Annotated in this window: 22 protein-coding genes; 7 read left to right on the top strand and 15 right to left on the bottom strand. The window is 43.9% G+C overall.

The features are described 5' to 3' along the window. Window positions 1-167: 167 nt before the first annotated feature. The 4 genes from V1358_RS01505 to trhO all read right to left on the bottom strand — a co-directional run bounded on the left by V1358_RS01505 (window position 168) and on the right by trhO (window position 2,980). Window positions 168-302 (bottom strand): hypothetical protein, encoded by a 135-nt coding sequence (locus tag V1358_RS01505; protein WP_347392361.1) that lies wholly within the window; start codon window positions 300-302, stop codon window positions 168-170. Window positions 303-392: 90 nt separating this feature from the next. Next, complete coding sequence (locus V1358_RS01510) at window positions 393-722, bottom strand: hypothetical protein (protein WP_347392362.1); 330 nt, start codon at window positions 720-722, stop codon at window positions 393-395. Then, window positions 719-1,879 (bottom strand): serine hydrolase domain-containing protein, encoded by a 1,161-nt coding sequence (locus V1358_RS01515; RefSeq protein WP_347392363.1) that lies wholly within the window; start codon window positions 1,877-1,879, stop codon window positions 719-721. Before V1358_RS01515 ends, V1358_RS01510 begins: the two co-directional genes overlap by 4 nt. Before the next feature lie 114 nt (window positions 1,880-1,993). Then, window positions 1,994-2,980: an oxygen-dependent tRNA uridine(34) hydroxylase TrhO gene (gene trhO, locus V1358_RS01520; RefSeq protein WP_347392364.1), complete on the bottom strand. Its 987-nt coding sequence runs from the start codon at window positions 2,978-2,980 to the stop codon at window positions 1,994-1,996. A 166-nt stretch (window positions 2,981-3,146) separates the two neighbouring features. Here trhO and V1358_RS01525 point away from each other — a divergent pair, with 166 nt between their 5' ends. Both V1358_RS01525 and V1358_RS01530 read left to right on the top strand, forming a co-directional pair. Continuing rightward, window positions 3,147-4,496, top strand: coding sequence for a DEAD/DEAH box helicase (locus V1358_RS01525; protein WP_347392365.1), 1,350 nt, complete (start codon window positions 3,147-3,149; stop codon window positions 4,494-4,496). Then, on the top strand, window positions 4,496-5,335 hold the full coding sequence (locus V1358_RS01530) for a CvfB family protein (RefSeq protein ID WP_347389303.1): 840 nt from the start codon (window positions 4,496-4,498) through the stop codon (window positions 5,333-5,335). Before V1358_RS01525 ends, V1358_RS01530 begins: the two co-directional genes overlap by 1 nt. Before the next feature lie 15 nt (window positions 5,336-5,350). Here the strand turns inward: V1358_RS01530 and V1358_RS01535 are convergent, their stop codons facing one another. From V1358_RS01535 to gyrA, 10 genes are all read right to left on the bottom strand, one after another. Further along, window positions 5,351-5,737, bottom strand: a complete 387-nt coding sequence (locus V1358_RS01535) for a hypothetical protein (protein ID WP_347392366.1) — start codon at window positions 5,735-5,737, stop codon at window positions 5,351-5,353. A gap of 1 nt (window position 5,738) precedes the next feature. Beyond that, entirely contained in the window at window positions 5,739-6,446 is a 708-nt protein-coding gene (pyrF, locus tag V1358_RS01540) for an orotidine-5'-phosphate decarboxylase (RefSeq protein ID WP_347392367.1), read from the bottom strand. An 11-nt stretch (window positions 6,447-6,457) separates the two neighbouring features. Then, window positions 6,458-7,594, bottom strand: coding sequence for a lipopolysaccharide assembly protein LapB (gene lapB / locus V1358_RS01545; RefSeq protein ID WP_347392368.1), 1,137 nt, complete (start codon window positions 7,592-7,594; stop codon window positions 6,458-6,460). A gap of 2 nt (window positions 7,595-7,596) precedes the next feature. Beyond that, window positions 7,597-7,896, bottom strand: coding sequence for a lipopolysaccharide assembly protein LapA domain-containing protein (locus tag V1358_RS01550; protein WP_347389299.1), 300 nt, complete (start codon window positions 7,894-7,896; stop codon window positions 7,597-7,599). A 26-nt stretch (window positions 7,897-7,922) separates the two neighbouring features. Next, on the bottom strand, window positions 7,923-8,207 hold the full coding sequence (gene ihfB / locus V1358_RS01555; protein WP_347389298.1) for an integration host factor subunit beta: 285 nt from the start codon (window positions 8,205-8,207) through the stop codon (window positions 7,923-7,925). Window positions 8,208-8,268: 61 nt separating this feature from the next. Continuing rightward, window positions 8,269-9,936: a 30S ribosomal protein S1 gene (gene rpsA, locus V1358_RS01560; protein ID WP_347389297.1), complete on the bottom strand. Its 1,668-nt coding sequence runs from the start codon at window positions 9,934-9,936 to the stop codon at window positions 8,269-8,271. A gap of 98 nt (window positions 9,937-10,034) precedes the next feature. Next, window positions 10,035-10,748, bottom strand: a complete 714-nt coding sequence (gene cmk / locus V1358_RS01565) for a (d)CMP kinase (protein ID WP_347389296.1) — start codon at window positions 10,746-10,748, stop codon at window positions 10,035-10,037. 155 nt (window positions 10,749-10,903) lie between these two features. Further along, entirely contained in the window at window positions 10,904-12,184 is a 1,281-nt protein-coding gene (aroA, locus tag V1358_RS01570; protein WP_347392369.1) for a 3-phosphoshikimate 1-carboxyvinyltransferase, read from the bottom strand. After that, a complete protein-coding gene (gene serC, locus V1358_RS01575; protein WP_347392370.1) occupies window positions 12,184-13,266 on the bottom strand; it encodes a 3-phosphoserine/phosphohydroxythreonine transaminase in 1,083 nt (360 codons plus the stop codon). The genes aroA and serC overlap by 1 nt, the downstream gene beginning before the upstream one ends. A 117-nt stretch (window positions 13,267-13,383) precedes the next feature. After that, window positions 13,384-16,008, bottom strand: coding sequence for a DNA topoisomerase (ATP-hydrolyzing) subunit A (gene gyrA / locus V1358_RS01580; protein ID WP_347392371.1), 2,625 nt, complete (start codon window positions 16,006-16,008; stop codon window positions 13,384-13,386). Window positions 16,009-16,202: 194 nt separating this feature from the next. On the opposite strand from gyrA, the gene ubiG reads away from it, so the two are divergent. From ubiG to yfaE, 4 genes are all read left to right on the top strand, one after another. Then, window positions 16,203-16,913, top strand: coding sequence for a bifunctional 2-polyprenyl-6-hydroxyphenol methylase/3-demethylubiquinol 3-O-methyltransferase UbiG (ubiG, locus tag V1358_RS01585; protein WP_347389292.1), 711 nt, complete (start codon window positions 16,203-16,205; stop codon window positions 16,911-16,913). Between the two features lie 500 nt (window positions 16,914-17,413). Further along, window positions 17,414-19,696 carry a class 1a ribonucleoside-diphosphate reductase subunit alpha gene (gene nrdA, locus V1358_RS01590; RefSeq protein ID WP_347392372.1) on the top strand — a complete coding sequence of 761 codons (2,283 nt, stop codon included), beginning with the start codon at window positions 17,414-17,416 and terminating at the stop codon, window positions 19,694-19,696. Window positions 19,697-19,765: 69 nt separating this feature from the next. Further along, the gene (gene nrdB / locus V1358_RS01595; RefSeq protein WP_347392689.1) at window positions 19,766-20,896 is read left to right on the top strand and encodes a class Ia ribonucleoside-diphosphate reductase subunit beta; all 1,131 of its coding nucleotides are present in this window, start codon (window positions 19,766-19,768) and stop codon (window positions 20,894-20,896) included. A gap of 52 nt (window positions 20,897-20,948) precedes the next feature. Further along, window positions 20,949-21,212 (top strand): class I ribonucleotide reductase maintenance protein YfaE, encoded by a 264-nt coding sequence (gene yfaE, locus V1358_RS01600; protein WP_347389290.1) that lies wholly within the window; start codon window positions 20,949-20,951, stop codon window positions 21,210-21,212. Here the strand turns inward: yfaE and V1358_RS01605 are convergent. Continuing rightward, the gene (locus V1358_RS01605) at window positions 21,209-21,733 is read right to left on the bottom strand and encodes a YaeQ family protein (protein WP_347392373.1); all 525 of its coding nucleotides are present in this window, start codon (window positions 21,731-21,733) and stop codon (window positions 21,209-21,211) included. The genes yfaE and V1358_RS01605 overlap by 4 nt on opposite strands. A 150-nt stretch (window positions 21,734-21,883) precedes the next feature. On the opposite strand from V1358_RS01605, the gene V1358_RS01610 reads away from it, so the two are divergent. Next, window positions 21,884-24,289, top strand: a complete 2,406-nt coding sequence (locus V1358_RS01610; protein WP_347392374.1) for a TonB-dependent receptor — start codon at window positions 21,884-21,886, stop codon at window positions 24,287-24,289. The last annotated feature ends 66 nt before the right edge of the window (window positions 24,290-24,355 follow it).

Below are 24,355 nucleotides of genomic sequence, written 5' to 3' on the forward strand. Positions count from 1 at the left end.
CACCACCCTGTAGAGATAATTCGTAAAAAGTTTTGTAAATCAATTGTGACTATACGTAGTGTAACAGGCCTATGATCAGCTTAGATTTATACGCACGTTCAAATCACATGACCGTGCGATAGATTGCAGGGAGTGAATTAAAAGTAGTTCGTTTGTTGCAACAATAATCAATTTTGTGGTTTGTCGAGCACTCCCTTGGTGTGCAATTGGCGCTCTAGACGGGTGAGCTTAGAAAAGGTGATTAACGCAAAGGTCATGCCTAGCGTGCCGAATGTCATCCCCATGATTGCAATGGCTTCCATAAAACCTCCAAAAAGTAGTTGCTATGTATTGTCAGTGTCTAAAGGTAGTTTGCAATATACATCAGCGCCAAATATGACCCTTGTCTGCACCTATTCTTGCTTTGTCAGTGTTACGCCATCCACGGTCATTACCCATTTCCCATCGATTAATTGCGGTGTCTGGCTAACAACAAAACGAGTATCAAAAAAGCCAATACCAACGATGAAGTCATCACCTTCAAAGGCTTTTAACGGCGCATTGATTGTCGTTGTACCGCCATTTTTAATGCGCTCGTAATCCACTGTGCCGTCGCTAACAATCAAAAGACGCATCTCAGGGCTGGTCCAAAAGCCAACATAAGCTTGTTTATCTTCAGGTAAAGGTTTTGAGCAACCGCTTAACAACAGTATTAAGAATACGACTACGCTCGCTCTTATCATCGCGACTCTTCTTGTTTGTTGAGTACTTCTGCAAATACCAAATCTCGTATCTCCTTATAAGCACCGAATACTTTGTCATTTGATACATCATTACACATCAAGCTAAACGATAACTTAAGCTCTGGATAACGAGCAAAGTAGGTAGACGTACCCAACCAACCTCCAGAGTGAGCATATTCAGTAACACCTTGGTATTGCTTTACAAATTGACCATTAGCATAGCTGACGTCAGCCGCCGGTTTTAGAGTTGCATTAGCAGTATTCATCATTGCCACAAGGGCTACTGGGTCTTGGCCTAGTTGTGGTTCATTGAAGTGCTTATTCCACAGCAGCATGTCATCTAGGTTTGTATGTAAGCCGCCATCGCCAACCCAAAACAAGTTTGTCATGTCTGTAACATACTCGCCTTTGTCATTTTTTTTGTACCCAGAGGCACGATTTTTGACAATCTCGACCGGGTTATCGCTGAAGAATGTGTGTGACATGCCCAGCGGTTTGAACATAAATTCGTTGCTAAATTGACGTAGTGATTTCCCGGAAACTTCTTCTACCATCATAGCTAACAAAAAGTAGGCAAGGTTTGAGTATCTAAACTCCGTATTAGGCTCTAAAGCGAGTGGTACCGTTTTAACCACTTCATAAAACTCGTCAATCGTTAAATAATCTTCATTGCCGAGGCGAAACTGCCCACCTGCTGCAGACTTTAACTCTATCGCTTGGTCGCTTTCCTCACCCTCAAAGGATGGCGCGATAAGGTCGTAATCTCCCATGCCCGCAACATGATCTAGCATTTGGCGCACCGTTACCCTTGATGGGTATTTACGTAAATCCGGGATATAGGTATGAATATCTTTGTCTAGGTCAATATGACCTTGCTGGGCTAGTATCAACACCGCCATTGCCGTGAACTGCTTAGAAACAGACGCCATTCGATGTACTTGATTACCATCGAGTGGCACACCTAACTCTAAATTCGCTAATCCATATCCTGCTTTGTGAATAAATTCATTGTTATGTGTTATCCCTAAATTGCAGCCGGGTGCGGAAGGATTGATAGCACTATTCATTAATGAGTCAATCCGCTCGCTCACAGGTATAGTGCTGGCATTAACATGCAACGTCATGAACACGCTAACAACAATCAGTGTAGTTTTCATAATTTCCCTTTTCCTAACTAGCTGGTTTCTTTAACCTTTAGTTCAAGGGTATGCGGTAGGTATAAAAAAAGGAAGCAATTGTTGCTTCCTCTTTCTTGTAAGTTGGCTGAGAACTTATTTATTAGCAGCGCGTTGTTGCTCTTTAAGCTGCTGCTTGAGCTCTTTACGCTTATGCAGCATTTCTTGCGCCTCATGGCCGATATGGCCTTCACCGCGCTGTTTGGCTAGCTCAATTTGCTTTTGGCGTTCAGCAAAACGTGCGCGCTGCTCTTCAGTTACGCTTTCGTGACAGTGATGGCAAGAAACGCCCTGCATATACTCAGGCTTTTGCTTGTCGTCTTCAGTAATTGGCATACGACACGCGTGACATTGGTCGTATTGGCCTTTGTTTAGGTCGTGGTCAACGGCAACACGGTTATCAAATACAAAGCACTCACCTTCCCACATGGTTTCTTCTTTAGGCACTTCTTCTAAGTACTTCAAGATACCGCCTTCAAGGTGGTAAACCTCTTCAAAGCCCTGCTCCTTCATATAGGCAGTCGACTTTTCACAGCGAATACCGCCAGTACAGAACATGGCGACTTTTTTATGCTTTGTAGGATCGAGGTTTTGTTGAGCCCAGCTTGGGAATTCACGGAACGTTTTGGTTTTAGGGTCAACCGCGTTCTTGAATGTACCGATTTCAATCTCATAGTCGTTACGTGTATCGACCAATACAACTTCTGGATCGCTGATTAATGCATTCCAATCTTTTGGCTTCACATACGTACCAACGACTTCACGAGGATCGATTCCTTCAACGCCCATGGTCACAATTTCTTTTTTCAGTTTTACCTTAGTGCGGTAGAACGGGCATTCGTCATCAAATGACTCTTTTGTGACGATGTTATCAAGGTTAGGCTGTTTATCTAGCCATGCTAATACCGCATCGATACCTTCGCGCTTTCCAGCAACTGTACCGTTTATCCCCTCATTCGCGAGTAATAATGTTCCGCGAACATCATGTTCCAGCATTACATCTAAAAGAGGTTGACGAATTTGTTCAAAATTTGGCAGCGCGACAAACTTGTACAGCGCACACACGACGTATTGTTGTGACATTGAAGTACCTTTTAAGTGCTTTTAACTAAACCGAATCGCAAATCCGGCGCATTTGGGTCGCGTATTTTACTGAATATAGCGAAAAACGCAAAATTTGCTGCCAGCCTAACGTAGCAATACGTTATAATAGCGCTGTATTAACAGTAATTTTTATTGGAGAGTGAATTTGCAATTTAGTGATTTGGGTATCGATACGCGTTTGTGCGCACAGATGACACACCAAGGCATTACCACACCTACCGATATCCAAGCTCAAGCGATTCCTTTGGCATTGGCTGGACACGATTTATTCGCGCAATCAAAAACAGGTTCTGGTAAAACCCTTGCCTTTTTATTGCCTGCAGTTCAGCGAGTGATGAAACAAAAAGCGCTTTCGAAGCGCGATCCACGCGTATTAATCGTCACCCCTACACGTGAGCTTGCGACCCAAGTGCATTCACAGCTACGATTATTAATCGCTGGTACGCCACTAAGCGCGGTCAAGATTTTAGGGGGCGAAAACTATAACGACCAAGTTAAAGCTTTACGCAAAGACCCCCATTTTGTTGTCGGCACACCAGGTCGTATTGCCGACCATTTAGAAGACCGTTCATTACACTTGAGCGGACTAGAAATGCTCATTTTCGATGAAGCAGACCGCATTCTTGACTTAGGTTTTAGTGAGCAAGTTGAGCTAATCAACAAGAGCGCCGATCACCGATTACGCCAGAGCCTGCTGTTTTCAGCAACACTTGAGCACGCTCAAGTAGGGGCACTATCGCGTAACCTGCTTAAAAACCCTAAGGGTGTTAGCATCAGTGCGGCAACGGACGAGCACAGTGACATCGCGCAGCGCTTATATTTAGCCGATCATCTAGACCACAAAGAAGCCTTGCTAGACCATTTATTAGCAAACGAAGAAAAATTAGGTCAGTGCATTATCTTTACTGCAACGCGTGAAGACACACAGCGCCTTTGTGACAAAATAATCGCACAAGGCTTTAAAGCAGTCGCGCTTGAAGGAACCATGATACAAAGTAAGCGCCTAGAAATCATGGATAGCTTCAGTCGTGGTTTATACCAAGTTCTTATCACCACAGATGTCGCTTCTCGTGGACTCGATTTGCTGAACGTTACTCACGTCATTAACTTCGATTTACCGAAAAATGCAGAGGAATATATCCACCGCATCGGACGTACCGGTCGAGCAGGATTTAAAGGCTTCGCTATCTCCCTAGTAGGCCCAAAAGACTGGCAGAGTTATTTGGCAATTAACCAGTTTATGCGCCGCCCTCTTCCATTTAGTGAAATTGACGGTTTGGTAGGAAAATTTAAGGGCTTTACTCAGCCTAAACCCAAAAAGCCGGCAGTTGACAAAGCCAAGAAGGCTGAGCCAAAGCGCGCGCGCGATAGTCAAAAAACCAAACATAAGCGTCGTGGCGCTACAAACAAGAAGCCTATTGCTGCACCGTTTGACCCGAATGTCATGGGAACGTTAAAGCGTAAGCCAAAACCAATCTCGGATGAGGAAGAATAATGAGCACTTTAGGACAATGGCAAACATTGTTTGTAGATGAAGTAGCAGGCGAAGGAGTTTATCTACGCAGTACTGACCTGGGTGAGGTATTTTTACCTGCCGAACAAGCACCCGAAGAAATTGAAGTTGGCGACAGCTTAAGCGTATTTGTGTATTTGGATAACATGGGTCATCCCACTGCAACGCGCACAAAACCACGAGCTCAAGTCGGCGACTTTGCATTACTTCAAGTTAAACAAGTTAACAAAGTAGGCGCATTCTTAGACTGGGGTTTAGAAAAAGACTTATTGGTTCCGTTTAACGAACAGAAGCCTCGCATGCAGCCAGAACGCAGCTACCTTGTGAAGCTATACTTGGATAACGCATCAAAACGCATTTGTGCATCGAGCAACTTAAACAAATTTGTTGGGCGAGCCAAACCAGAATATAAATCTGGTGATGTTGTTGAAGTTATCGTTGCCGGTAAGACCGATCTTGGCTTTAAAGTGATAGTCGATGAGCTACATTGGGGTTTGATCTTCCATAATCGAGTTCATCGCAACCTGTTTGTCGGCCAGCGATTGAGTGCTTTTGTGCAAAATTGCCGTGAAGATGGCAAAGTTGATATCGTGCTAGAAGCTCCTGGCATGGCTAAAATCGATCCCTTGAAGCAACAAATCCTCGATGAATTGAATGCGCGAGGCGGTATTGTACCCTTGGGTGATAAATCGGCACCTGATGCTATTAAACGCATGTTTGCAACCTCTAAAGCAAACTATAAAAAGGCGATTGGGGGATTATTTAAAGAAGGCATCATTGATATTGAAGCCACACAAATAAAACTAAAAACGCGACCTTAAGGTCGCGTTTTTTAATTAGTAAGACTGATATTTCAAATCTTTATAAGGCAGCGTACAGCGTAAGTAGCGCTTGGTGTAGTCTAACAAGTCTTCTCGACTATCGATGGTTAACGGCGCAAGCCTAAAAATAACCTCTTCACACTCGGCGCGTTTGACATCATGGGCTTGCATACAATCACTAACCGTTCGCCCTGAACCCAACAACATTTCTTCATTTTGCGCACAAATCGCATAAATGCGTTTAACGTTGGCATCCTTTAAATCAAACAAGTCGACGCTGCCCTGCTCAACTACTTCATCTAGCAATAGAGCAAGCGCTTGGGAGTTATCTTGTGTAGTTGTGTACCTGTGATAGTAATAACCACCACCGACAATTAAAGCGATCAGTAAGATGTATTTCACATCAAGCTCCTAAGCTTGCATTAATTTCATTAAGTACGGCAACTGGATCTGCAGCTTGTGTAATAGGACGCCCGATCACAAGGTAATCACTACCGCTCTCAACTGCTTGTTTTGGTGTCATTATACGCTTTTGATCCCCAGCGTCACTGCCCACAGGGCGAATTCCAGGCGTAACCAATTTAAAATCAGCACCAAGGGCAGATTTTAATACTTCCGCTTCTTGCGCGGAACAAACTACCCCATCAAGACCCGCTTGTTTTGTTAGGTTTGCAAGATATAACACTTGTTCTTGAGGTGTTTTATCAATACCAAGCTGACGAAGTTGCTGCTCATCCATACTTGTTAATACAGTCACGGCAATTAAAAGAGGCGCTTTGTCACCGTAAGGTGCAAGGATGGCTTTCGCCTTTTCCATCATTTCTACACCACCACTGGCATGAACATTGACCATCCATACCCCCAGATCAGCAGACGCTTTAACAGCTTTCGCTACTGTATTTGGAATATCGTGAAATTTAAGGTCTAGGAAAACATCAAAGCCAAGGCCCACTAATTCTTTTACGAATTCAGGACCGAAGTAAGTAAACATCTCTTTACCTACTTTTAAACGACACGCGTCTGGCGACAGTTGCTTTACAAAATTCAAAGCAGTTGTTTTGTCGTCGTAATCTAATGCGATAAGTACTTTTTTTGAATCAACAGCGTTCATGTTATTCCTGTTTAAAAACCATCAAGCCCACGGCTTGGTTGCATAGACTCCCAATGGCGGCAAGAGGGACATAACCAATAATGGCTGTGGCTTTGAAAACCGCAATGCTGACATTGGTATTCGGCCTTGGTGTCTATGTAAGATTGAATAAGTTTATCTATAGGGTTTAATGCTTCATCTAATTGTTCATTTTGCCCAGCAAGTAATTGTAACAAAAAACGAAAGCCACGAATATTAGGTTGCTTCTTTAGGCTCTTAGTAATGAACTCGACGGCCTCTTTGCGCTTTCCGTCTTGCACCAAATACTGACTATAGTGGATTTTAATTCCTATGCCGCCACTTTCAACCAGCTCAGACAACACGTGCTCGAACTGATGCTCTAAATGCAGATGACGATAACTGACAGACAGTTGCTCTAATACCAAAGGTGAGCAGGACGTGAATTGTAAAATTAAATCCCGCCAGTAGTGGATGGCTTGCACATAATCTTCACGCTTAAACGCAAGGTGACCCAGCTCATATAGAGGCCGGATACTTGGCTCACCAACACCGAGTGCTTGCGGCATCAGTTCAGGCTTATTTTCTGACAGTGCAGCCTCACAATAAAAATTTGCGATAGCTATCTTTTGTTGGCGATTAATGAATAAGTGCGAATACCGATGATGCAGCGCGATGCCTTTTTGCCATTCTCTAGTTTGTGAATACAGGGCAATAAGTGGCTCAAGCGCTTGTTTACGCTTTTGCTTAATAAGAATAAGTAAATGCTCTTCTGCACTATCGAGTAGACCTGCAAGAATATAATCTTGTGCGAGTTCTAAACGGGAGTCGGTAAGCTGGTCTTCATTAAGGTTGGGATGTTCTAGGAGCAGTTCATGAATTTTGATGGCTCGGTCTAATTCACCGCGCCTGCGAAACAAAGTGGCTAAAGTCAGGTAATGTTCTACTGAGTCAGCAGAAACTTCTAATAATTGAATAAGGTGTTCGAGACCTTGATCATCTTCACGATCAAGTAAAAATTTTAGCCCTTTACTGTATTCAGCAGTAATTTTTCTACTGTGTATATGTGCTTGATTTTTAGCACTGTTTTTACCCATGATCCAGCCGTATCCGGCAGCAACAGGCAAGAGTAAAAACAACAGTTCAAGCATAGCTAGTATTCTTTAGCAGGTGTTAAAGCTTTGCTTTGAGCGTGCTCTTGAGCATTACGAGACAATTGCTCATTGCGCTTTTGTAAGCGGTAATTCTGCCATTTTAACTTTGAAAAAAGGCGAACACTCACAAAACAACCAAATAAAAGACCAATAACAAAACAAATGCTCATTAGCGCGGCAAGTGGAATGTTTGCACTCGCAATGAGGTAATTTACTTGGACTATCTGTGGATTTTGCGAACCCAATATGAAGGCTATAAAAACACACAGTACAAAAAGAATGATTTTTACGACCTTCACTCAGCGGTTACTCCATCCGTGATAAATTAAATTGCGGCGTTAACGCGGTCGCGCAGTTCCTTGCCAGGCTTAAAGTGAGGTACGTATTTTCCATCTAGCTCTACAGTCTCACCAGTTTTAGGGTTACGACCTGTACGCGGAGCTCTGAAATGGAGGGAGAAACTACCGAAGCCACGAATTTCGATGCGTTCTGCTTCTGACAATGAACCGGCCATTTGTTCTAGAATTTCTTTAACGGCATTCTCAACATCACGAGCTTGAATATGAGAGTGTTTTTCAGCAAGTTGTTCTATTAATTCTGACTTGGTCATAATGTTTCCTTTAGGGCTTACAAAGGAAGGGCTTGCGCCCTTCCTAAGACTAGACTAAATCTTAGTCTTTCTGTGCATTCTTGAATGCAGCAGCCATAGCATTTTCGAACTGAGGCTCATCTGCCTTAAGTTTTTCTAATGCTTCTTTTTCTTCAGCTTCGTAAATCGCTTTAACAGATAAGCTGATAGCGCGGTTCTTACGATCTACGCCTACAAACTTAGCTTCGATTTCCTGACCTTCAGAAACAGCCGCAGTTGCATCTTCAACGCGTTCCTGAGCGATATCAGCTACACGGATGTAACCTTCAACGCCTTCAGCAAGTTCTACAGTTGCGCCTTTAGCGTCAACAGCAGTTACTGTACCTTTAACAATAGCACCTTTTTTGTTTGCGTCTAGGTAGTTATTGAAAGGATCAGCTTCGATTTGCTTAACGCCTAGAGAGATACGCTCACGCTCTGGGTCAACTTGAAGTACGATTGCAGTGATTTCGTCGCCTTTCTTGTACTCACGTACAGCTTCTTCACCTGGAGTGTTCCAAGAGATGTCAGAAAGGTGTACAAGACCGTCGATGCCACCGTCAAGACCGATGAAGATACCGAAGTCAGTGATTGACTTGATCTTACCAGTAACTTGGTCGCCTTTGTTCTGAAGACGAGCAAATTCTTGCCATGGGTTAGCTTTACACTGCTTAAGACCTAGAGAAATACGACGACGCTCTTCGTCGATTTCAAGAACCATTACTTCAACGTTGTCACCTAGTGAAACAACTTTTGATGGGTGGATGTTTTTGTTAGTCCAATCCATCTCTGAAACGTGTACTAGACCTTCAACGCCTTCTTCGATTTCAACGAAACAGCCGTAGTCAGTTAGGTTAGTTACACGACCAGATAGCTTAGCGCCTTCTGGGTAACGGTTAGCAATTTCTTGCCATGGATCTTCGCCAAGTTGCTTAAGACCTAGAGATACACGAGTCTTATCTTTGTCGAACTTAAGAACTTTAACGTTGATTTCGTCGCCAACATTTACGATTTCTGAAGGGTGCTTAACACGCTTCCACGCCATGTCAGTGATGTGTAGTAGACCGTCTACACCACCTAGGTCAACGAACGCACCGTAGTCTGTAAGGTTCTTAACGATACCTTTAACTTCTTGACCTTCAACAAGGTTCTGAAGAAGTTCTTCACGCTCTTGTGAGTTTTCAGATTCGATAACTGCACGGCGAGAAACAACAACGTTGTTACGCTTTTGGTCAAGCTTGATTACTTTGAACTCAAGCTCTTTACCTTCAAGGTGAGTAGTGTCACGTACTGGACGAACATCAACAAGTGAACCAGGTAGGAAGGCACGGATAGAATCAACTTCAACAGTGAAACCACCTTTAACCTTACCATTGATAACACCAGTAACAGTTTCGTTTTCTTCACATGCTTTCTCAAGGCGGATCCACGCTTCGTGGCGCTTCGCTTTTTCACGAGAAAGGATAGTTTCACCGAAACCGTCTTCAATTGCATCTAGTGCAACATCTACTTCGTCACCAACAGCAACTTCTAGTTCACCAGCAGTATTTTTGAACTGCTCTGCAGGGATAGCACTTTCTGACTTAAGGCCAGCGTCTACAAGAACGATGTTGTTCTCGATCGAGATTACAGTACCTTTAACGATTGAGCCCTGTTGAGCTTCAAAACCCTGTAGGCTTTCTTCAAATAACTGCGCAAAATTTTCTGACATACTTAATACGTCTCTATAAGTTAAATTCACCACATCGCGTCAATGCTCTGCGGGGTTATTAAAAAAGCACGTGCGTCCTGCTCATGCGTAAAAATAGTTTATCTAATACTCACTTTACCTAGCTTACCAGCCAGTACAGCATCTTCGAGTATTGTCTGTACTTCGACAAACACTTGTTGAGCGTCAAGCTCAGTGGTGTCGAGCTCAATGGCATCCTCTGCAGGAACCAATGGCGCAACAGCGCGATTCATATCGCGCTCATCACGAGCTTGAATGTCTTCAAGTAGACCACTTAGTGTAACATCCAGGCCCTTAGCCTTCAACTCTTTAAAACGACGTTGCGCGCGTTCTTCTGCGCTAGCCGTTAAGAAAATCTTTACGTTTGCGTCTGGGAATATCACAGTGCCCATGTCGCGACCATCTGCAATTAACCCAGCTTCGGTGCGAAATGCACGCTGACGACGAAGCAATGCTTCACGTACACGCGGCAACGCCGCCACTTTAGACGCAGCCGCTCCCACTTCTTCGTTACGAATTCCGTGAGTCACTTCTTCGCCTTCAAGAATGATTTTGCTGGATTCGCTATCCGCATCAAATAAAAACTGCACATCGAGATTCGCAGCAAGAGGAACTAGCGCCTCTTCATTGTCCAGTGCTATTTGATGATGCAACGCTGCAAGCGCTAAAACTCGGTATATCGCTCCGCTGTCGAGCACATCCCAGCCCAGCTTTTGTGCTAATAAACGACACACAGTTCCTTTTCCTGATCCACTAGGACCATCAACGGTGATCACCGGCATTGATGCCTGCATTTAAACCTCCTGCATGCACAGCAAACTTGTCAAAACGGCGCTATTATACGCGAACTTTTTCGTAAATTCCCGTTTACACGCCACATTTTTATGATTGTTTTGTAACAGAGTAATAAACACGCTTGTATGACATAGAGATCACACAAGCGTTTTGATTAGCTTTGACTTATGCTAGCCAAAGTGTCGAAATAGGTAGGAAAAGTCTTTGCGGTACAACCAGGATCGTTGATTGTGACTGGCCATCCGCCCACCGCAACCATAGAAAAACACATCGCGATTCGGTGATCATTGTAGGTGTCAATCGCCACATCTTGGAGTTCTACCACCGGAGTAATCTCGATGTAGTCATGCCCTTCAACTACTTCAGCGCCAAGTTTTTTCAACTCAGTAGCCATTGCAAATAAACGGTCTGTTTCTTTGACTCGCCAGTTGTAGATGTTCCGGATTGCAGTTTTACCTTTGGCAAACAAGGCGACTGTCGCCAACGTCATTGCAGCGTCAGGAATCGCATTTGCGTCTATATCAACACCATTGAGTTCACCTTTACGTACTATAAGCTTGTCGCTATGCCACTCAATGTCAGCACCGACCTGTTCCATCACTTTTGCAAAGCCAATGTCACCTTGGACACTTTGTGAACCCACTCCATGAATCGTTATCTCGCCGCCGTTTATTGCTGCCGCAGCAACGAAATAAGAAGCGGAGGACGCATCACCTTCAACCATGATCTCGCCCGGAGAGACATAATGCTGACCGCCTTTGACAACAAAGCTTTCATAGTTGTTATTCGTGACGCTGATGCCAAATTTTGCCATCACACCAATAGTGATATCTATGTATGGCTTAGACACTAGCTCCCCTTTGATACTAATCGTGGTATCTCCACTGAACAAAGGTGCAGCCATCAACAATGCAGTTAAAAACTGGCTAGAAATACTCCCATCAATAACGACTTCGCCACCAGCTAAGGTTTTACCTTTAATAGCAAGTGGTGGGTAATCCTTGCTTTTCAAATAACTGACATCAGCACCTAAGGATTGCAGCGCATCGACTAAATGACCAATAGGTCGTTCTTCCATTCGCGGCTCGCCAGTGAGCTCAAACTCCCCTTGAGTCGCGGCTAAGACAGCGGTTAATGGTCTAAATGCTGTGCCCGCGTTACCAAGAAACAAAGGGGCATTTGGGGTGTGCAATTTACCACCTTGACCATGCACTATCGCCTGGGTTTTGTCATTGTTTAGTTCAACCGCTACGCCCATTTCCGCTAACGCGCCAAGCATATGGCGAATATCGTCGCTGTCTAGTAAATTGGTTACTTTGGTCGTACCGTTACACAAGGCCGCGAGCAATAAGATGCGATTCGATAGGCTCTTGGAACCGGGCAATACAACCTCGCCGTTGACTTGCTTTATAGGTTCTAAACGCAAGGAGTCCATCAACTATGCTCCTTAGCGAATTGGTCCATGAATGTCACAAGTGCTTCAATACCTGCGACTGGCATGGCGTTATAAATACTCGCGCGCATACCACCTACGTAGCGATGCCCTTCAAGTGCAAGTAATCCAGCTTGTTTTGATAGCTCGATGAAGCGGTCATTAAGGCTTTCATCGTTTAACCAAAACGGTACATTCATGAGTGAACGACACTCTTTTTCAACCTTGTTGGAGTAAAAATCAGAACTATCAATGTAATCGTAAAGAATAGCCGCTTTGTTTTGATTGTGGCGCTGCATTGCCGGCACACCACCTTGTTCTTCTAACCATTTGAAAACGACATCAGCAAGGTACCAAGCAAAAGTAGGTGGAGTATTGTACATACTCTCTTGCTTTGCTTCGGTGGCATAATCAAGAATACCCGGGCGCGGCAAACCTTCGCGTTCGAGTAAGGTTTTGCGCACAATCACAATAGACAACCCTGATGGGCCGATATTCTTTTGAGCACCAGCATAGATAACATCAAATTGATCAACATCGATCTCGCGCGATAAGATCATGGAAGACATATCGGCTACGATGGGTGCAGTTGGGTGGCTTGGTACATCGAACAACTCGACACCGTCAATGGTCTCGTTCGGGCAATAGTGAATATAACTGGCGTTTTCAGGCAGTGGCCATTGAGAAACAGGTTGTACGCCAAATCTACCGTCTTTATCGTCACGTACATTCAATTCAATCACATCAGTGTACTTTTGTGCTTCTTTGGCTGCGCCATCTGACCAGATGCCAGTATTGACATAAACAGCAGGAGCATCATCGAGATGCAAGTTTAAAGGCACTGCTGCAAATTGACCGCGGCCACCACCATGCATAAACAGCACGGCGAATTCATCACTAATATTCATTAAACGTCGTAGTCGGGCTTCGCACTCTTTGGCCATTGTTAAAAACGGCTCTGCACGGTGACTTACTTCCATGACAGATACACCTAGTCCCTGCCAATCTAAAAACTCTTGTTGCGCTTTTTTCATAACTGCCGGTGGTAACATTGCCGGCCCGGCACAAAAGTTATATACGCTCATTAATACTTCCTCATTCCACTTTGCGTAGGTAAACAATACGCGCGTATGCGCATTATTTGAATTGAATTAATTTTATATAAGGGATAAAAAAAGCGGCCAAAGCCGCTTTAAAAATGATTATTCTGCATCTTGCTCGGGGTCATCTGCAACAACCTCTGGCGCTTGCTCGCCAACTGCTGCTTCATCCGATTGCTCTACAGGAAATTCATCTTCGTCGATCTCTTCGATACGTTGTAAACCAACTACCTGTTCGCCGTCAACTGTACGAATCAAAATAACACCTTGGGTGTTACGACCAACCATAGACACTTCATTTACACGTGTACGTACCAGCGTGCCACGGTTTGAAATAATCATGATTTCGTCGTTATCATCGACTTGTACTGCACCGACAACGCGGCCGTTTCGTTCACTCACTTTGATTGATACCACACCTTGAGTCGCACGACCTTTAGTTGGGTATTCAGCAAGTTCAGTACGTTTACCGTAGCCGTTTTCTGTAACCGTCAGGACTGCGCCATCAGTGTGAGGCACAATCAGTGATACAACTGACACGTCGTCCGGCATCTTAATACCACGAACACCGGTAGCCGTGCGGCCCATGGAACGAACATGTTCTTCACTGAAACGCACAACCTTACCCGCGTCGGTAAACAGCATTACTTCGTTAGAACCGTCTGTGATATCTACACCAATCAGGCTGTCACCATCTTTTAGGTTAACTGCGATGATGCCACTGGCACGCTGACGAGAGTAATCAACAAGTGGTGTCTTCTTAACAATACCGTGTGCGGTTGCCATGAATACATACTTGTCTTCTTCGTAATCACGTACAGGCAAGATAGCGGTAATACGCTCATCTGCTTCAAGTGGCAATAAATTCACAATTGGCTTACCGCGCGCAGCTCGGCTCGCTAGTGGCAATTGATAAACTTTCAACCAGTACAAACGGCCTGCTGTTGAGAAGCACAAAATCGTATCGTGGGTATTGGCAACAAGTAGACGTTCGATAAAGTCTTCATCTTTCATCTTCGTTGCGGACTTACCTTTACCACCGCGACGCTGTGCTTCGTAGTCGCTAAGCGGTTGATATTTCACATAACCTTCGTGAGAAAGCGTTACTACAACGTCTTCTTCAGTGATCAAATCTTCTAGGCTGATATCGTGTGCAGCAGCACTGATTTCTGTACGACGCTCATCACCATAAGTTTCTTTGATAGTAACTAACTCATCGCGGATAACTTCCATCAAGCGCTCTGGCGAACCCAAGATATGTAGTAGTTCAGCGATTAGTTCAAGTAGTTCTTGATACTCGTCAAGGATCTTCTCGTGCTCTAAGCCTGTTAGTTTGTGCAGGCGAAGTTCAAGGATTGCTTGAGCTTGTTGCTCTGATAAATAGTACTGACCATCACGAATACCTAGGTCATCAGCAAGCCAATCTGGACGAGCAGCATTGTCCCCTGCCTTCTCCAACATTGCTTTTACATTACCCAATTCCCATGGGCGAGCAACCAAGCCAGCCTTCGCTTCTGCTGGTGTTGGCGATTTGCGGATCAGTTCAATGATAGGGTCAATATTGGCAAGCGCGATTGCTAAGCCTTCAAGCGTATGCGCACGCTCGCGTGCCTTGCGAAGATCAAACACAGTGCGGCGTGTAACTACTTCACGACGGTGTAAGATAAACGCTTCAAGCATTTCTTTAAGGTTGAAACACTTCGGCTGATTGCCGTCTAGGGCAACCATATTGATACCAAACACTGTTTGCATCTGCGTTTGTGCATACAAGTTGTTAAGTACAACTTCACCTACTTCGCCACGTTTGATCTCGATAACGATACGCATACCGTCTTTATCGGATTCGTCACGAAGTGCGCTAATGCCTTCAATCTTTTTGTCTTTAACAAGTTCAGCAATCTTTTCAATCAGACGTGCTTTGTTAACTTGATATGGAATTTCGTGAACTATGATGGTTTCACGACTGGTTTTTTCGTCGACTTCGATTTCAGCGCGCGCACGGATGTAGATTTTTCCACGGCCTGTTTTATACGCTTGCTCGATGCCTTTTTTACCGTTGATGATTGCGGCAGTTGGGAAGTCAGGGCCTGGAATGTAATCCATTAGCTCTTCAATCGTTGTCTCAGGCTCTTGAATAAGCGCCAAACAACCATTGATAACTTCATTCAAGTTGTGCGGAGGAATGTTTGTTGCCATACCTACTGCAATACCAGACGAACCGTTTACGAGTAAGTTAGGTACTTTTGTAGGTAATACATCAGGGATTTGCTCTGTGCCATCATAGTTAGGCACATAATCAACCGTTTCTTTTTCTAAATCGGCTAGTAGCTCTTGGGAGAGCTTAGACATGCGCACTTCGGTGTAACGCATCGCAGCAGCTGAGTCACCATCTACCGAACCAAAGTTACCTTGGCCATCCACCAACATATAACGTAGTGAAAACGGCTGCGCCATACGAACAATTGTATCGTAAACTGCGCTGTCACCATGGGGGTGGTACTTACCGATTACATCACCAACAACACGTGCTGATTTTTTATATGGTTTGTTCCAGTCATTGCGGAGTTCATTCATCGCGAACAATACACGACGGTGAACAGGCTTCAAGCCGTCACGTACATCGGGTAGCGCACGTCCTACGATTACACTCATCGCATAATCAAGGTAGGAGTTCTTTAACTCATCTTCAATATTAACCGGAAGGACTTCATTGGCGAGATCAGTCATTGATATCACTTTCCTTCTTATTAGCGCCTGCGGGTTAAATCACCAAGCTTCTTGCCTAGTTAGCCCTACAGACCCATTGTCGTTATTATCTCGAACCATGCTATCACATAATTTTTGTTTTTACAGGCGCTAAATTTTTGCGATTTCATAAAATCCCCCCGTATAATGGCCTGAGAAACACGAGGAAGTTTTATATGACCGAACATCAAAATGTAGACAGTGCTGAAATCGCTAAATTTGAAGCCATAGCAGAGCGCTGGTGGGACATGGACGGAGAGTTCAAACCCTTGCACGAAATTAACCCCTTGCGATTAGACTTCATCGCCCGCTACGCACACGGCTTAGCAGATAAAGAAACGCTCGATATAGGCTGCGGTGGGGGTATCTTAGCAGAGAGCATGGCGAAGTTAGGAGCACAGGTAACTGGCATCGATATGGGACGCGAGCCATTAAATGTTGCGAAACTCCATAGTTTAGAAACTGGAGTAAAAGTAGATTATCAACAAATCACTGCGGAGCAATACGCAGAGCAAAATCCAGAACGCTTTGATGTTGTTACTTGTATGGAAATGCTTGAGCACGTGCCCGATCCTCAATCGATCATTGCAAGTGCTGCGGCACTGGCAAAACCAGGCGCGAATGTGTACTTCTCAACATTAAACAAAACGACCAAAGCCTACCTTTATGCGATTCTAGGTGCTGAAAAGCTCCTTAAACTCGTGCCAGAAGGGACTCACGACCACAGTAAATTCATTCGCCCTTCAACGTTAATTCAATGGGCTGAGCAAGCGGGGCTCAAAGTACGAAATAGTGCTGGCCTAAGCTACAACCCAATCACCAAGCAATACACGCTCGGTCAAGATCTAAGCGTTAACTACATTCTGCATTTTGAAAAGCTTGCTTAGTCACTAAGCAAAAATCAATATTTGGTGTTTGCGCAAACACCTCTTACACTATATCTGGTGTTTAGTTAAAATTTAAACACCAGATATAGTGCTTGCGAGAATTTCAGTTGTGTGAATCATGTGCTAATTGATGATAAAAAAATCATTCAATCATCACAGTAAAAAATCATTAAATTTGTATTTTTTGACGTTGATTTTCAGCAATTGACAGCATTAAAAATGCTATAAGGTTAAGGACCACTAACAGACGCTAGTTATCCACAGATTGCTCATGTGATCAGCGCTTGCAAAAGGTTTCAGACCCCACTATCTTGTGAGTCACAAAGTTTAAAACACCATATCTAGTGTTTAAATGTTAAACAGTCATATTCATTTATGACTCGAGGTACGTTGCAGTGAGAGTTTATACGCCCCCTGCTCTTGTTACCTCAAACAGAGCTGAAAGTTACACTTTGACAGCTGTGCGCTATGACAACTAATTATAATTATGGGCTACGACAATGAATCAACAGTTATCTGTTAGCAAACGTGACGGACGAAAGGAAGCGTTGGATCTGGATAAGATCCACCGTGTTATTGCTTGGGCTGCTGAAGGTCTAAACAATGTCTCAGTATCACAGGTTGAATTGAAGTCTCACATCCAGTTTTATGACGGGATCCGCACGGAAGACATTCATGAAACGATTATCAAATCTGCCGCTGATTTGATCTCAAAAGATACTCCTGACTATCAGTACTTGGCTGCACGCCTTGCTATTTTCCACTTACGTAAAAAAGCATATGGTCAATTCGAGCCACCTAAACTGTTTGATCATGTTGTTAAGCTTGTTGAAGATAAGCGTTATGACCAACACCTACTCGCTGATTACACGCAGTCTGAATTTGAACAAATGGACACGTTCATTGATCACGCTCGCGATTTAAATTTCAGCTATGCAGCGGTGAAGCAACTAGAAGGTAAATATCTAGTTCAAAACCGTGTAACAGGTGATATCTATGAAAGCGCCCAGTTTCTTTATATGTTAGTTGCTGCTAGCCTGTTTTCTGACTATCCAAAAGAGACTCGCCTTGATTACATCAAGCGTTTTTATGATGCTGTGTCTCTGTTTAAGATTTCATTGCCTACACCGATTATGTCAGGTGTACGTACACCAACACGTCAGTTCAGCTCGTGTGTATTGATTGAATGTGCCGATAGCCTAGATTCAATTAACGCTACTTCTTCAGCGATTGTAAAATACGTATCGCAACGTGCTGGTATCGGTATTAACGCAGGTCGTATCCGTGCATTAGGCAGCCCGATTCGCAATGGTGAAGCGTACCACACTGGCTGTATCCCATTTTATAAGCACTTCCAAACAGCAGTAAAAAGCTGTTCACAAGGCGGTGTACGTGGCGGTGCTGCGACCCTATTCTACCCATTGTGGCACTTGGAAGTTGAGAACCTATTAGTTCTTAAAAACAACCGAGGCGTGGAAGATAACCGTGTTCGCCACCTAGATTACGGCGTACAGTTCAACAAACTCATGTACACACGTCTTATTAAAGATGGCTTTATTACCTTATTCAGTCCATCTGACGTCCCTGGTTTATACGATGCGTTTTTTGAAGACCAAGAGAAGTTTGAAGAACTGTACGTTAAGTACGAGCAGGATGAGTCAATTCGCAAGAAGCGCATAAAAGCTATCGAGTTGTTCTCTATGTTCTTACAGGAGCGTGCGAGTACTGGCCGTATCTATCTGCAAAACGTTGACCACTGTAATACTCACAGCCCGTTCGACGCCAAAGTTGCACCGATTCGCCAATCTAACCTTTGCCTAGAAATCGCACTACCGACTAAGCCTCTTAGCCATGTTAATGACGAAGAAGGTGAAATTGCCTTGTGTACACTGTCGGCATTTAACTTAGGTGCTATCGAGTCGCTAGATGAACTAGAAGAACTTGCGGAGCTCGCCGTACGCGCACTGGATAACCTGCTTGATTACCAAGAGTACCCAGTACCTGCTGCATTCAATGCAACTATGGGTCGTCGTACACTGGGTGTAGGCGTTATCAACTTTGCCTACTATCTTGCGAAAAATGGTAAGCGTTACTCTGATGGCAGTGCAAATGGGCTGACCCACAAGACGTTCGAAGCAATTCAGTATTACCTGATGAAAGCATCAAACGAATTGGCGAAAGAAAAAGGCGCTTGTCCTAAATTTGATGAAACCACTTATGCGAAAGGTATCATGCCTATTGATACCTACAAGAAAGATCTTGATAGCGTATGTGATGAGCCTCTTCACCTTGATTGGGATGCGTTAAGAGAAAGTATCGTTGCGCACGGTATGCGTAACTCGACGTTATCTGCGTTGATGCCTTCAGAAACCTCATCGCAAATTTCGAATGCGACTAACGGTATCGAGCCACCGCGTGGGCATATCAGTGTGAAAGCATCGAAAGACGGTATCTTGAAGCAAGTAGTTCCAGAATATGAAGCACTGAAAGATCAGTACGAATTACTTTGGGATATTCCATCAAATGATGGTTACCTACAGCTTGTTGGTATCATGCAGAAATTTGTTGACCAAACTATCTCTGCGAACACCAATTATGATCCAAATAAGTTCGAAGGCGGTAAAGTACCAATGAAGCTGTTGTTAAAAGACTTACTAACAGCATACAAACTTGGTGTGAAAACGCTGTACTATCACAACACCCGTGATGGTGCTTCCGATGTCCAAGACGAACTCACACCGCAAGCAGATGACGGCTGTGAAGGCGGCGCTTGTAAAATATAATAACAACAGTGAGCGGCTTTGAAGCCGCTTCGCTCTGTATTAAGTACTTTGAATCGAGATCCCACGACTATGTCATACACCACTTTTAGCCGTAATCGTAACGACCAATTAAAAGAACCGATGTTTTTCGGGCAAACGGTGAACGTATCGCGCTATGACCAACAAAAATACCCTATTTTTGAAAAGTTAATAGAAAAGCAATTGTCTTTCTTCTGGCGCCCAGAAGAAGTAGACGTAAGTAAAGACCGTGTTGATTTTCAGTCTTTGCCTGAGCACGAACGCCATATCTTTTTAAGCAATCTAAAATACCAAACGCTTCTTGATAGTGTTCAAGGTCGCTCACCCAACGTCGCTCTACTGCCAATTGTATCGCTACCAGAGTTAGAGACGTGGATTGAAACATGGGCGTTCAGTGAAACAATTCATAGCCGTTCATACACGCACATTATCCGTAACGTTACCCAATCACCTGAAGTGATTTTTGATGACATCGTAACCAACGATCGCATTAATGAACGTGCTGATGAAGTTACTCGTTACTATGACGATTTGATTCACCTTACATCACTTTATAACCTGTACGGTGAAGGCCAACACACAGTAAATGGCGAAGTTATTGATGTTTCTTTACATGAATTGAAGAAACGTTTGTACCTAGCCATTATGTCGGTGAACATCTTAGAAGCTATCCGATTCTACGTATCTTTCGCCTGCTCATTTGCGTTTGCTGAGCGTGAGTTAATGGAAGGCAATGCGAAAATTATCAAGCTTATCGCGCGTGACGAAGCATTGCACCTATCCGGTACTCAACACATTCTCAACATCATGCAAGAAGGTAAAGACGACCCTCAAATGGCGGAAATTGCCGCTGAGTGTCGAGAACAAGCTATTCAAATGTTTGTTGATGCTGCACAGCAAGAAAAAGAGTGGGCTGCGTATTTGTTCAAAGATGGTTCGATGATCGGTCTTAACAAAGATATCTTGTGCCAATATGTTGAATACATTACTAATGTACGTATGGCGGCCGTTGGCCTACCGACTCAGTTCGAAGCTCAGAGTAACCCAATCCCATGGATCAACTCTTGGCTTGTTTCTGACAACGTTCAGGTAGCACCGCAGGAAGCTGAAATCAGCTCATATCTTGTTGGCCAGATTGATTCCCAAGTTGATGCCAATGATTTTGGCGACTTTGACCTATAAATCTGTCATGGGTCCCTTATGGGACCCCTTTCCCTTCACTTAGTAATCTCCTGTGTCTAAACACCAAACTAAAATTATCTACAACGGCAAAGAACATTGCTTTGATCAGAGCAACGGTTCACTGCTGCGCAATTTAGAATTACAAGGGGAACATCCTGCCTATCAATGCCGTGAAGGCTTTTGCGGAGCCTGTCGCGCGACGCTTAAACAAGGCGAAGTCCGTTACACTCATGAACCTTTAGCCTTCGTCAGGGACGGTGAAATACTGCTTTGTTGTAGCATGCCTCAAGGCGATATTATTCTAGAAACCGATTAAGGCCAATGGATTGTAATAGGTGAACGAATAAACGTATCGTTCGCGGTAATCGCTATTTCGTCACTGTCTACACACACATCCCAATGCATAGAACGCGATAAAACTCGCTCAAGCTCAGCAACTGCTTCGCTTTGCACAACAATGACTTCTACACTGTTATGTAATGCCAACCAACGCGCTAATTCAGCATCCAAAGGTGTGGTTGTTATGACGTAAAGCACCCTACTTTGGTTACGAATTTTTGTAAGTTCATCGATATTGTCATTAAAAACTTCAATTACCAGTTCATAATCGTCATACAAGGTGGAGGCAAAGATATCGAGTTGAGGCTTGGTCTTTGACTCGCACAACACTAGATCATGCCTGTACGCGAATAGACAAAATCCCAATAACCTTAATATGAAATGTTGCAGGGATTCAGTCTCTCTGCGCGCAGTAGTGAAGTGTTCATGTAAATGGCAATGATGCACGTTGTCGATAATGGTAAAGTGCGCTTTAAAAACTCGTCCTTTATCGCTCATGGCTACTATCTTTTATTTTTAACTTCCACTGTTGAGTATAGTCAAAATTGCTCAGGTAAGTTTTTTAAATAAGTTATAATATAACATCATTGTTTTTTGCTTTTTTACAATGTTATAGTATCACCATTGTTAGTTAACGGAAGTATCTCAATGTCAAAACCAACTCTGCTCTCTCTTTCTGTAGCCGCACTTCTGGGCTCTCCTTCTGCGTTTGCTGGCACAATTACAGGTGTTGTTGCGGATGATAACAATCAGCCTTTAGCTGGTGTCGCTGTGCATTACCACGGTAAAAAGCAAAGTATTCGTACAGATAAAAATGGTCAATTTACCATTGAGGTAGACCAAAGTGGACAACTTCATTTCAGCAAAGAGAATTATGTTGATAAGCGTATTGAAGTTGGCTCAGGCGATGAACAATTACGTATAACGTTGAATGAATCTTCTATCGAAACGGTTGTTGTCTATGCGTCTGGTTTAGACAAAAATAACTTAGATATGGTATCGCCAGTATCAGTGTTGAGCGGTGATGATTTGCGTGATCGTGCACAACCTACGCTGGGAGAAACACTCAAAGGTCTGCCAGGCATTAACGCAAGTTATTTCGGCCCGGTGTCTTCGAGCCCTATCATCCGAGGTCTTGATGGTCCTCGAGTAAAAATCACTCAAAATGGTTTGGACAGTGCAGATGCATCTCGTGTTGGCCCTGACCACGCGGTGAGCACGGAATCAATTGCTGCAGAGCAAATCGAAGTGCTTCGTGGTCCAGCAACCCTACTCTATGGCTCAGGCGCGATTGGCGGTGTCGTAAATGTAGTTGATAGCCGCATTCCTACAGATGTAATCGTCGGTTACGAAGGTACGGGCGAATATTCCCACGACACTGTGTCCAATACCAACACCTATGCGGGTAAGTTTGCCGCTGGACATGACGGTTTTAACGTGCATGTTGATGGAACTGACCGTGTAGGCAAAGATTACCAGACACCTACCTACTATTTTCAAGAACATGAGGAAGATGAAGCTGAGGCACTCGATTCAGTTGAGAATACCTTCATCAACAGTGGCGCTGTCAATATTGGTAGTAGCTACGTAGCTGATCACTGGACTTTGGGTTTGTCATTTGGACGTATTGAGAGTGATTATGGCATTCCAGCGCATGGTCATGGCCATCATGACCATGGTGATGAGCACGAGCACGAGCACGAAGAAGACCACCTAGAGCACGAAGAAGATGCCCTAGCACATGAAGAAGAGTCTGTATTTGCTCGTATGGAGCAAGACAGATGGCAAGCATTAGCTAGCTATTCATTCCATGACAGTATCCTCGAAACCCTGACTATGCGGGCTGGCTATACAGATTATCAACACGCTGAGATTGAAGATGGGGAAATCGGCACCGTATTTTCAAACACGGCGCGAGAAGTTCGTGTTAATGCGAAACATCGTCTTGGTAATTGGCATGGTACGTTAGGCTATCATTTTAGCAGCAGTGACTATCGTGCAGATGGTGAAGAAGCTTTCACACCAGCAACGGATACAAAAGTTCATGCCCTTTATTTGCTAGAAGAGCGTGAGTTCGGAGCATTTACTCTTGAAATCGGCGGTCGTGTTGAAGACTACCAACTAAGCAGTGATATAGCTGAAATGCATCATGACCATGAAGAAGAGCATGATGATCACCTAGGTGAAGAGCTGCATGATGAAACTATTCATTATGAATATGACGATACCAATATCAGTGTCTCACTCGGTGGCATTTGGGATTACAATGAGGGCCACTCTGTGGCATTAAGTGTATCTCATTCTGAGCGTTCACCACTCACAGGTGAGCTATTGTCTAACGGCGTGCATATTGCTACCGGTACTTATGAGTTAGGTTTAGGTTATCACATTGAAGAAGGTGAAGCCCATTTCGAACCAGAAGACATCAAGCAAGAAACGGCGACTAATATCGACTTTAGCTGGCGCAAATATGTCGGTGACTTTGGCTTCAACTTGAGTCTATTTTACAATGACGTAGAAAACTTTTATTACCAAGAAAACACTGGTCTAGCTTTTGAGCATGAAATGGGTTTCATTGATCAAAGCGTTGCGGATGAAGACGCCATGGCCGTGTACCACTATCAAAGTGCTGACGCAGAGCTGTATGGCTTCGAGCTAGACATGCACTATGCTCTTTCAACTAACTGGGAAATAAAAGGTTTTGCTGACTCAGTGATAGCCAAATTAAAAAATGATGGGTACTTACCTCGTATACCAGCTGCAAAACTTGGTAGCCAACTAAGCTATACTCGCAACAATTGGGATCTTGCTTTAATTGCAACTCACTACCTTGAGCAAGACAACATTTCTGCGTACGAAACAACGACAGATAGCTACACACTTGTAGATTTTAAAGTTAATTACAACTTCACGTTGGGTTCGTTTGATGGCGTAGCATATGTTCAAGCACAAAACTTAGGTGATGAATTAGGCTTTGTGCATACATCATTTATCAAAGATCAAGCGCCATTACCTGGTAGAAACTTCCGTCTCGGTATCCGTGCTTACTTCTAAGTAAAAACAATACTCGGTAGTTCTTAGCGGGTTGTTATGAGCTACCACTTTTTATAGAGCACAAAA

The sequence above is a fragment of the Pseudoalteromonas pernae genome, from assembly GCF_039831865.1.
In the GTDB taxonomy this organism is placed as follows: domain Bacteria; phylum Pseudomonadota; class Gammaproteobacteria; order Enterobacterales; family Alteromonadaceae; genus Pseudoalteromonas; species Pseudoalteromonas pernae.

Coding starts and splice junctions, on each gene's coding strand:
- V1358_RS01505 (WP_347392361.1), bottom strand. CDS start 302: ATGGAAGCCATTGCAATCATGGGGATGACATTCGGCACGCTAGGCATG.
- V1358_RS01510 (WP_347392362.1), bottom strand. CDS start 722: ATGATAAGAGCGAGCGTAGTCGTATTCTTAATACTGTTGTTAAGCGGT.
- V1358_RS01515 (WP_347392363.1), bottom strand. CDS start 1,879: ATGAAAACTACACTGATTGTTGTTAGCGTGTTCATGACGTTGCATGTT.
- trhO (WP_347392364.1), bottom strand. CDS start 2,980: ATGTCACAACAATACGTCGTGTGTGCGCTGTACAAGTTTGTCGCGCTG.
- V1358_RS01530 (WP_347389303.1), top strand. CDS start 4,496: ATGAGCACTTTAGGACAATGGCAAACATTGTTTGTAGATGAAGTAGCA.
- pyrF (WP_347392367.1), bottom strand. CDS start 6,446: ATGAACGCTGTTGATTCAAAAAAAGTACTTATCGCATTAGATTACGAC.
- lapB (WP_347392368.1), bottom strand. CDS start 7,594: ATGCTTGAACTGTTGTTTTTACTCTTGCCTGTTGCTGCCGGATACGGC.
- ihfB (WP_347389298.1), bottom strand. CDS start 8,207: ATGACCAAGTCAGAATTAATAGAACAACTTGCTGAAAAACACTCTCAT.
- rpsA (WP_347389297.1), bottom strand. CDS start 9,936: ATGTCAGAAAATTTTGCGCAGTTATTTGAAGAAAGCCTACAGGGTTTT.
- cmk (WP_347389296.1), bottom strand. CDS start 10,748: ATGCAGGCATCAATGCCGGTGATCACCGTTGATGGTCCTAGTGGATCA.
- aroA (WP_347392369.1), bottom strand. CDS start 12,184: ATGGACTCCTTGCGTTTAGAACCTATAAAGCAAGTCAACGGCGAGGTT.
- serC (WP_347392370.1), bottom strand. CDS start 13,266: ATGAGCGTATATAACTTTTGTGCCGGGCCGGCAATGTTACCACCGGCA.
- gyrA (WP_347392371.1), bottom strand. CDS start 16,008: ATGACTGATCTCGCCAATGAAGTCCTTCCGGTTAATATTGAAGATGAG.
- ubiG (WP_347389292.1), top strand. CDS start 16,203: ATGACCGAACATCAAAATGTAGACAGTGCTGAAATCGCTAAATTTGAA.
- nrdA (WP_347392372.1), top strand. CDS start 17,414: ATGAATCAACAGTTATCTGTTAGCAAACGTGACGGACGAAAGGAAGCG.
- nrdB (WP_347392689.1), top strand. CDS start 19,766: ATGTCATACACCACTTTTAGCCGTAATCGTAACGACCAATTAAAAGAA.
- V1358_RS01605 (WP_347392373.1), bottom strand. CDS start 21,733: ATGAGCGATAAAGGACGAGTTTTTAAAGCGCACTTTACCATTATCGAC.
- V1358_RS01610 (WP_347392374.1), top strand. CDS start 21,884: ATGTCAAAACCAACTCTGCTCTCTCTTTCTGTAGCCGCACTTCTGGGC.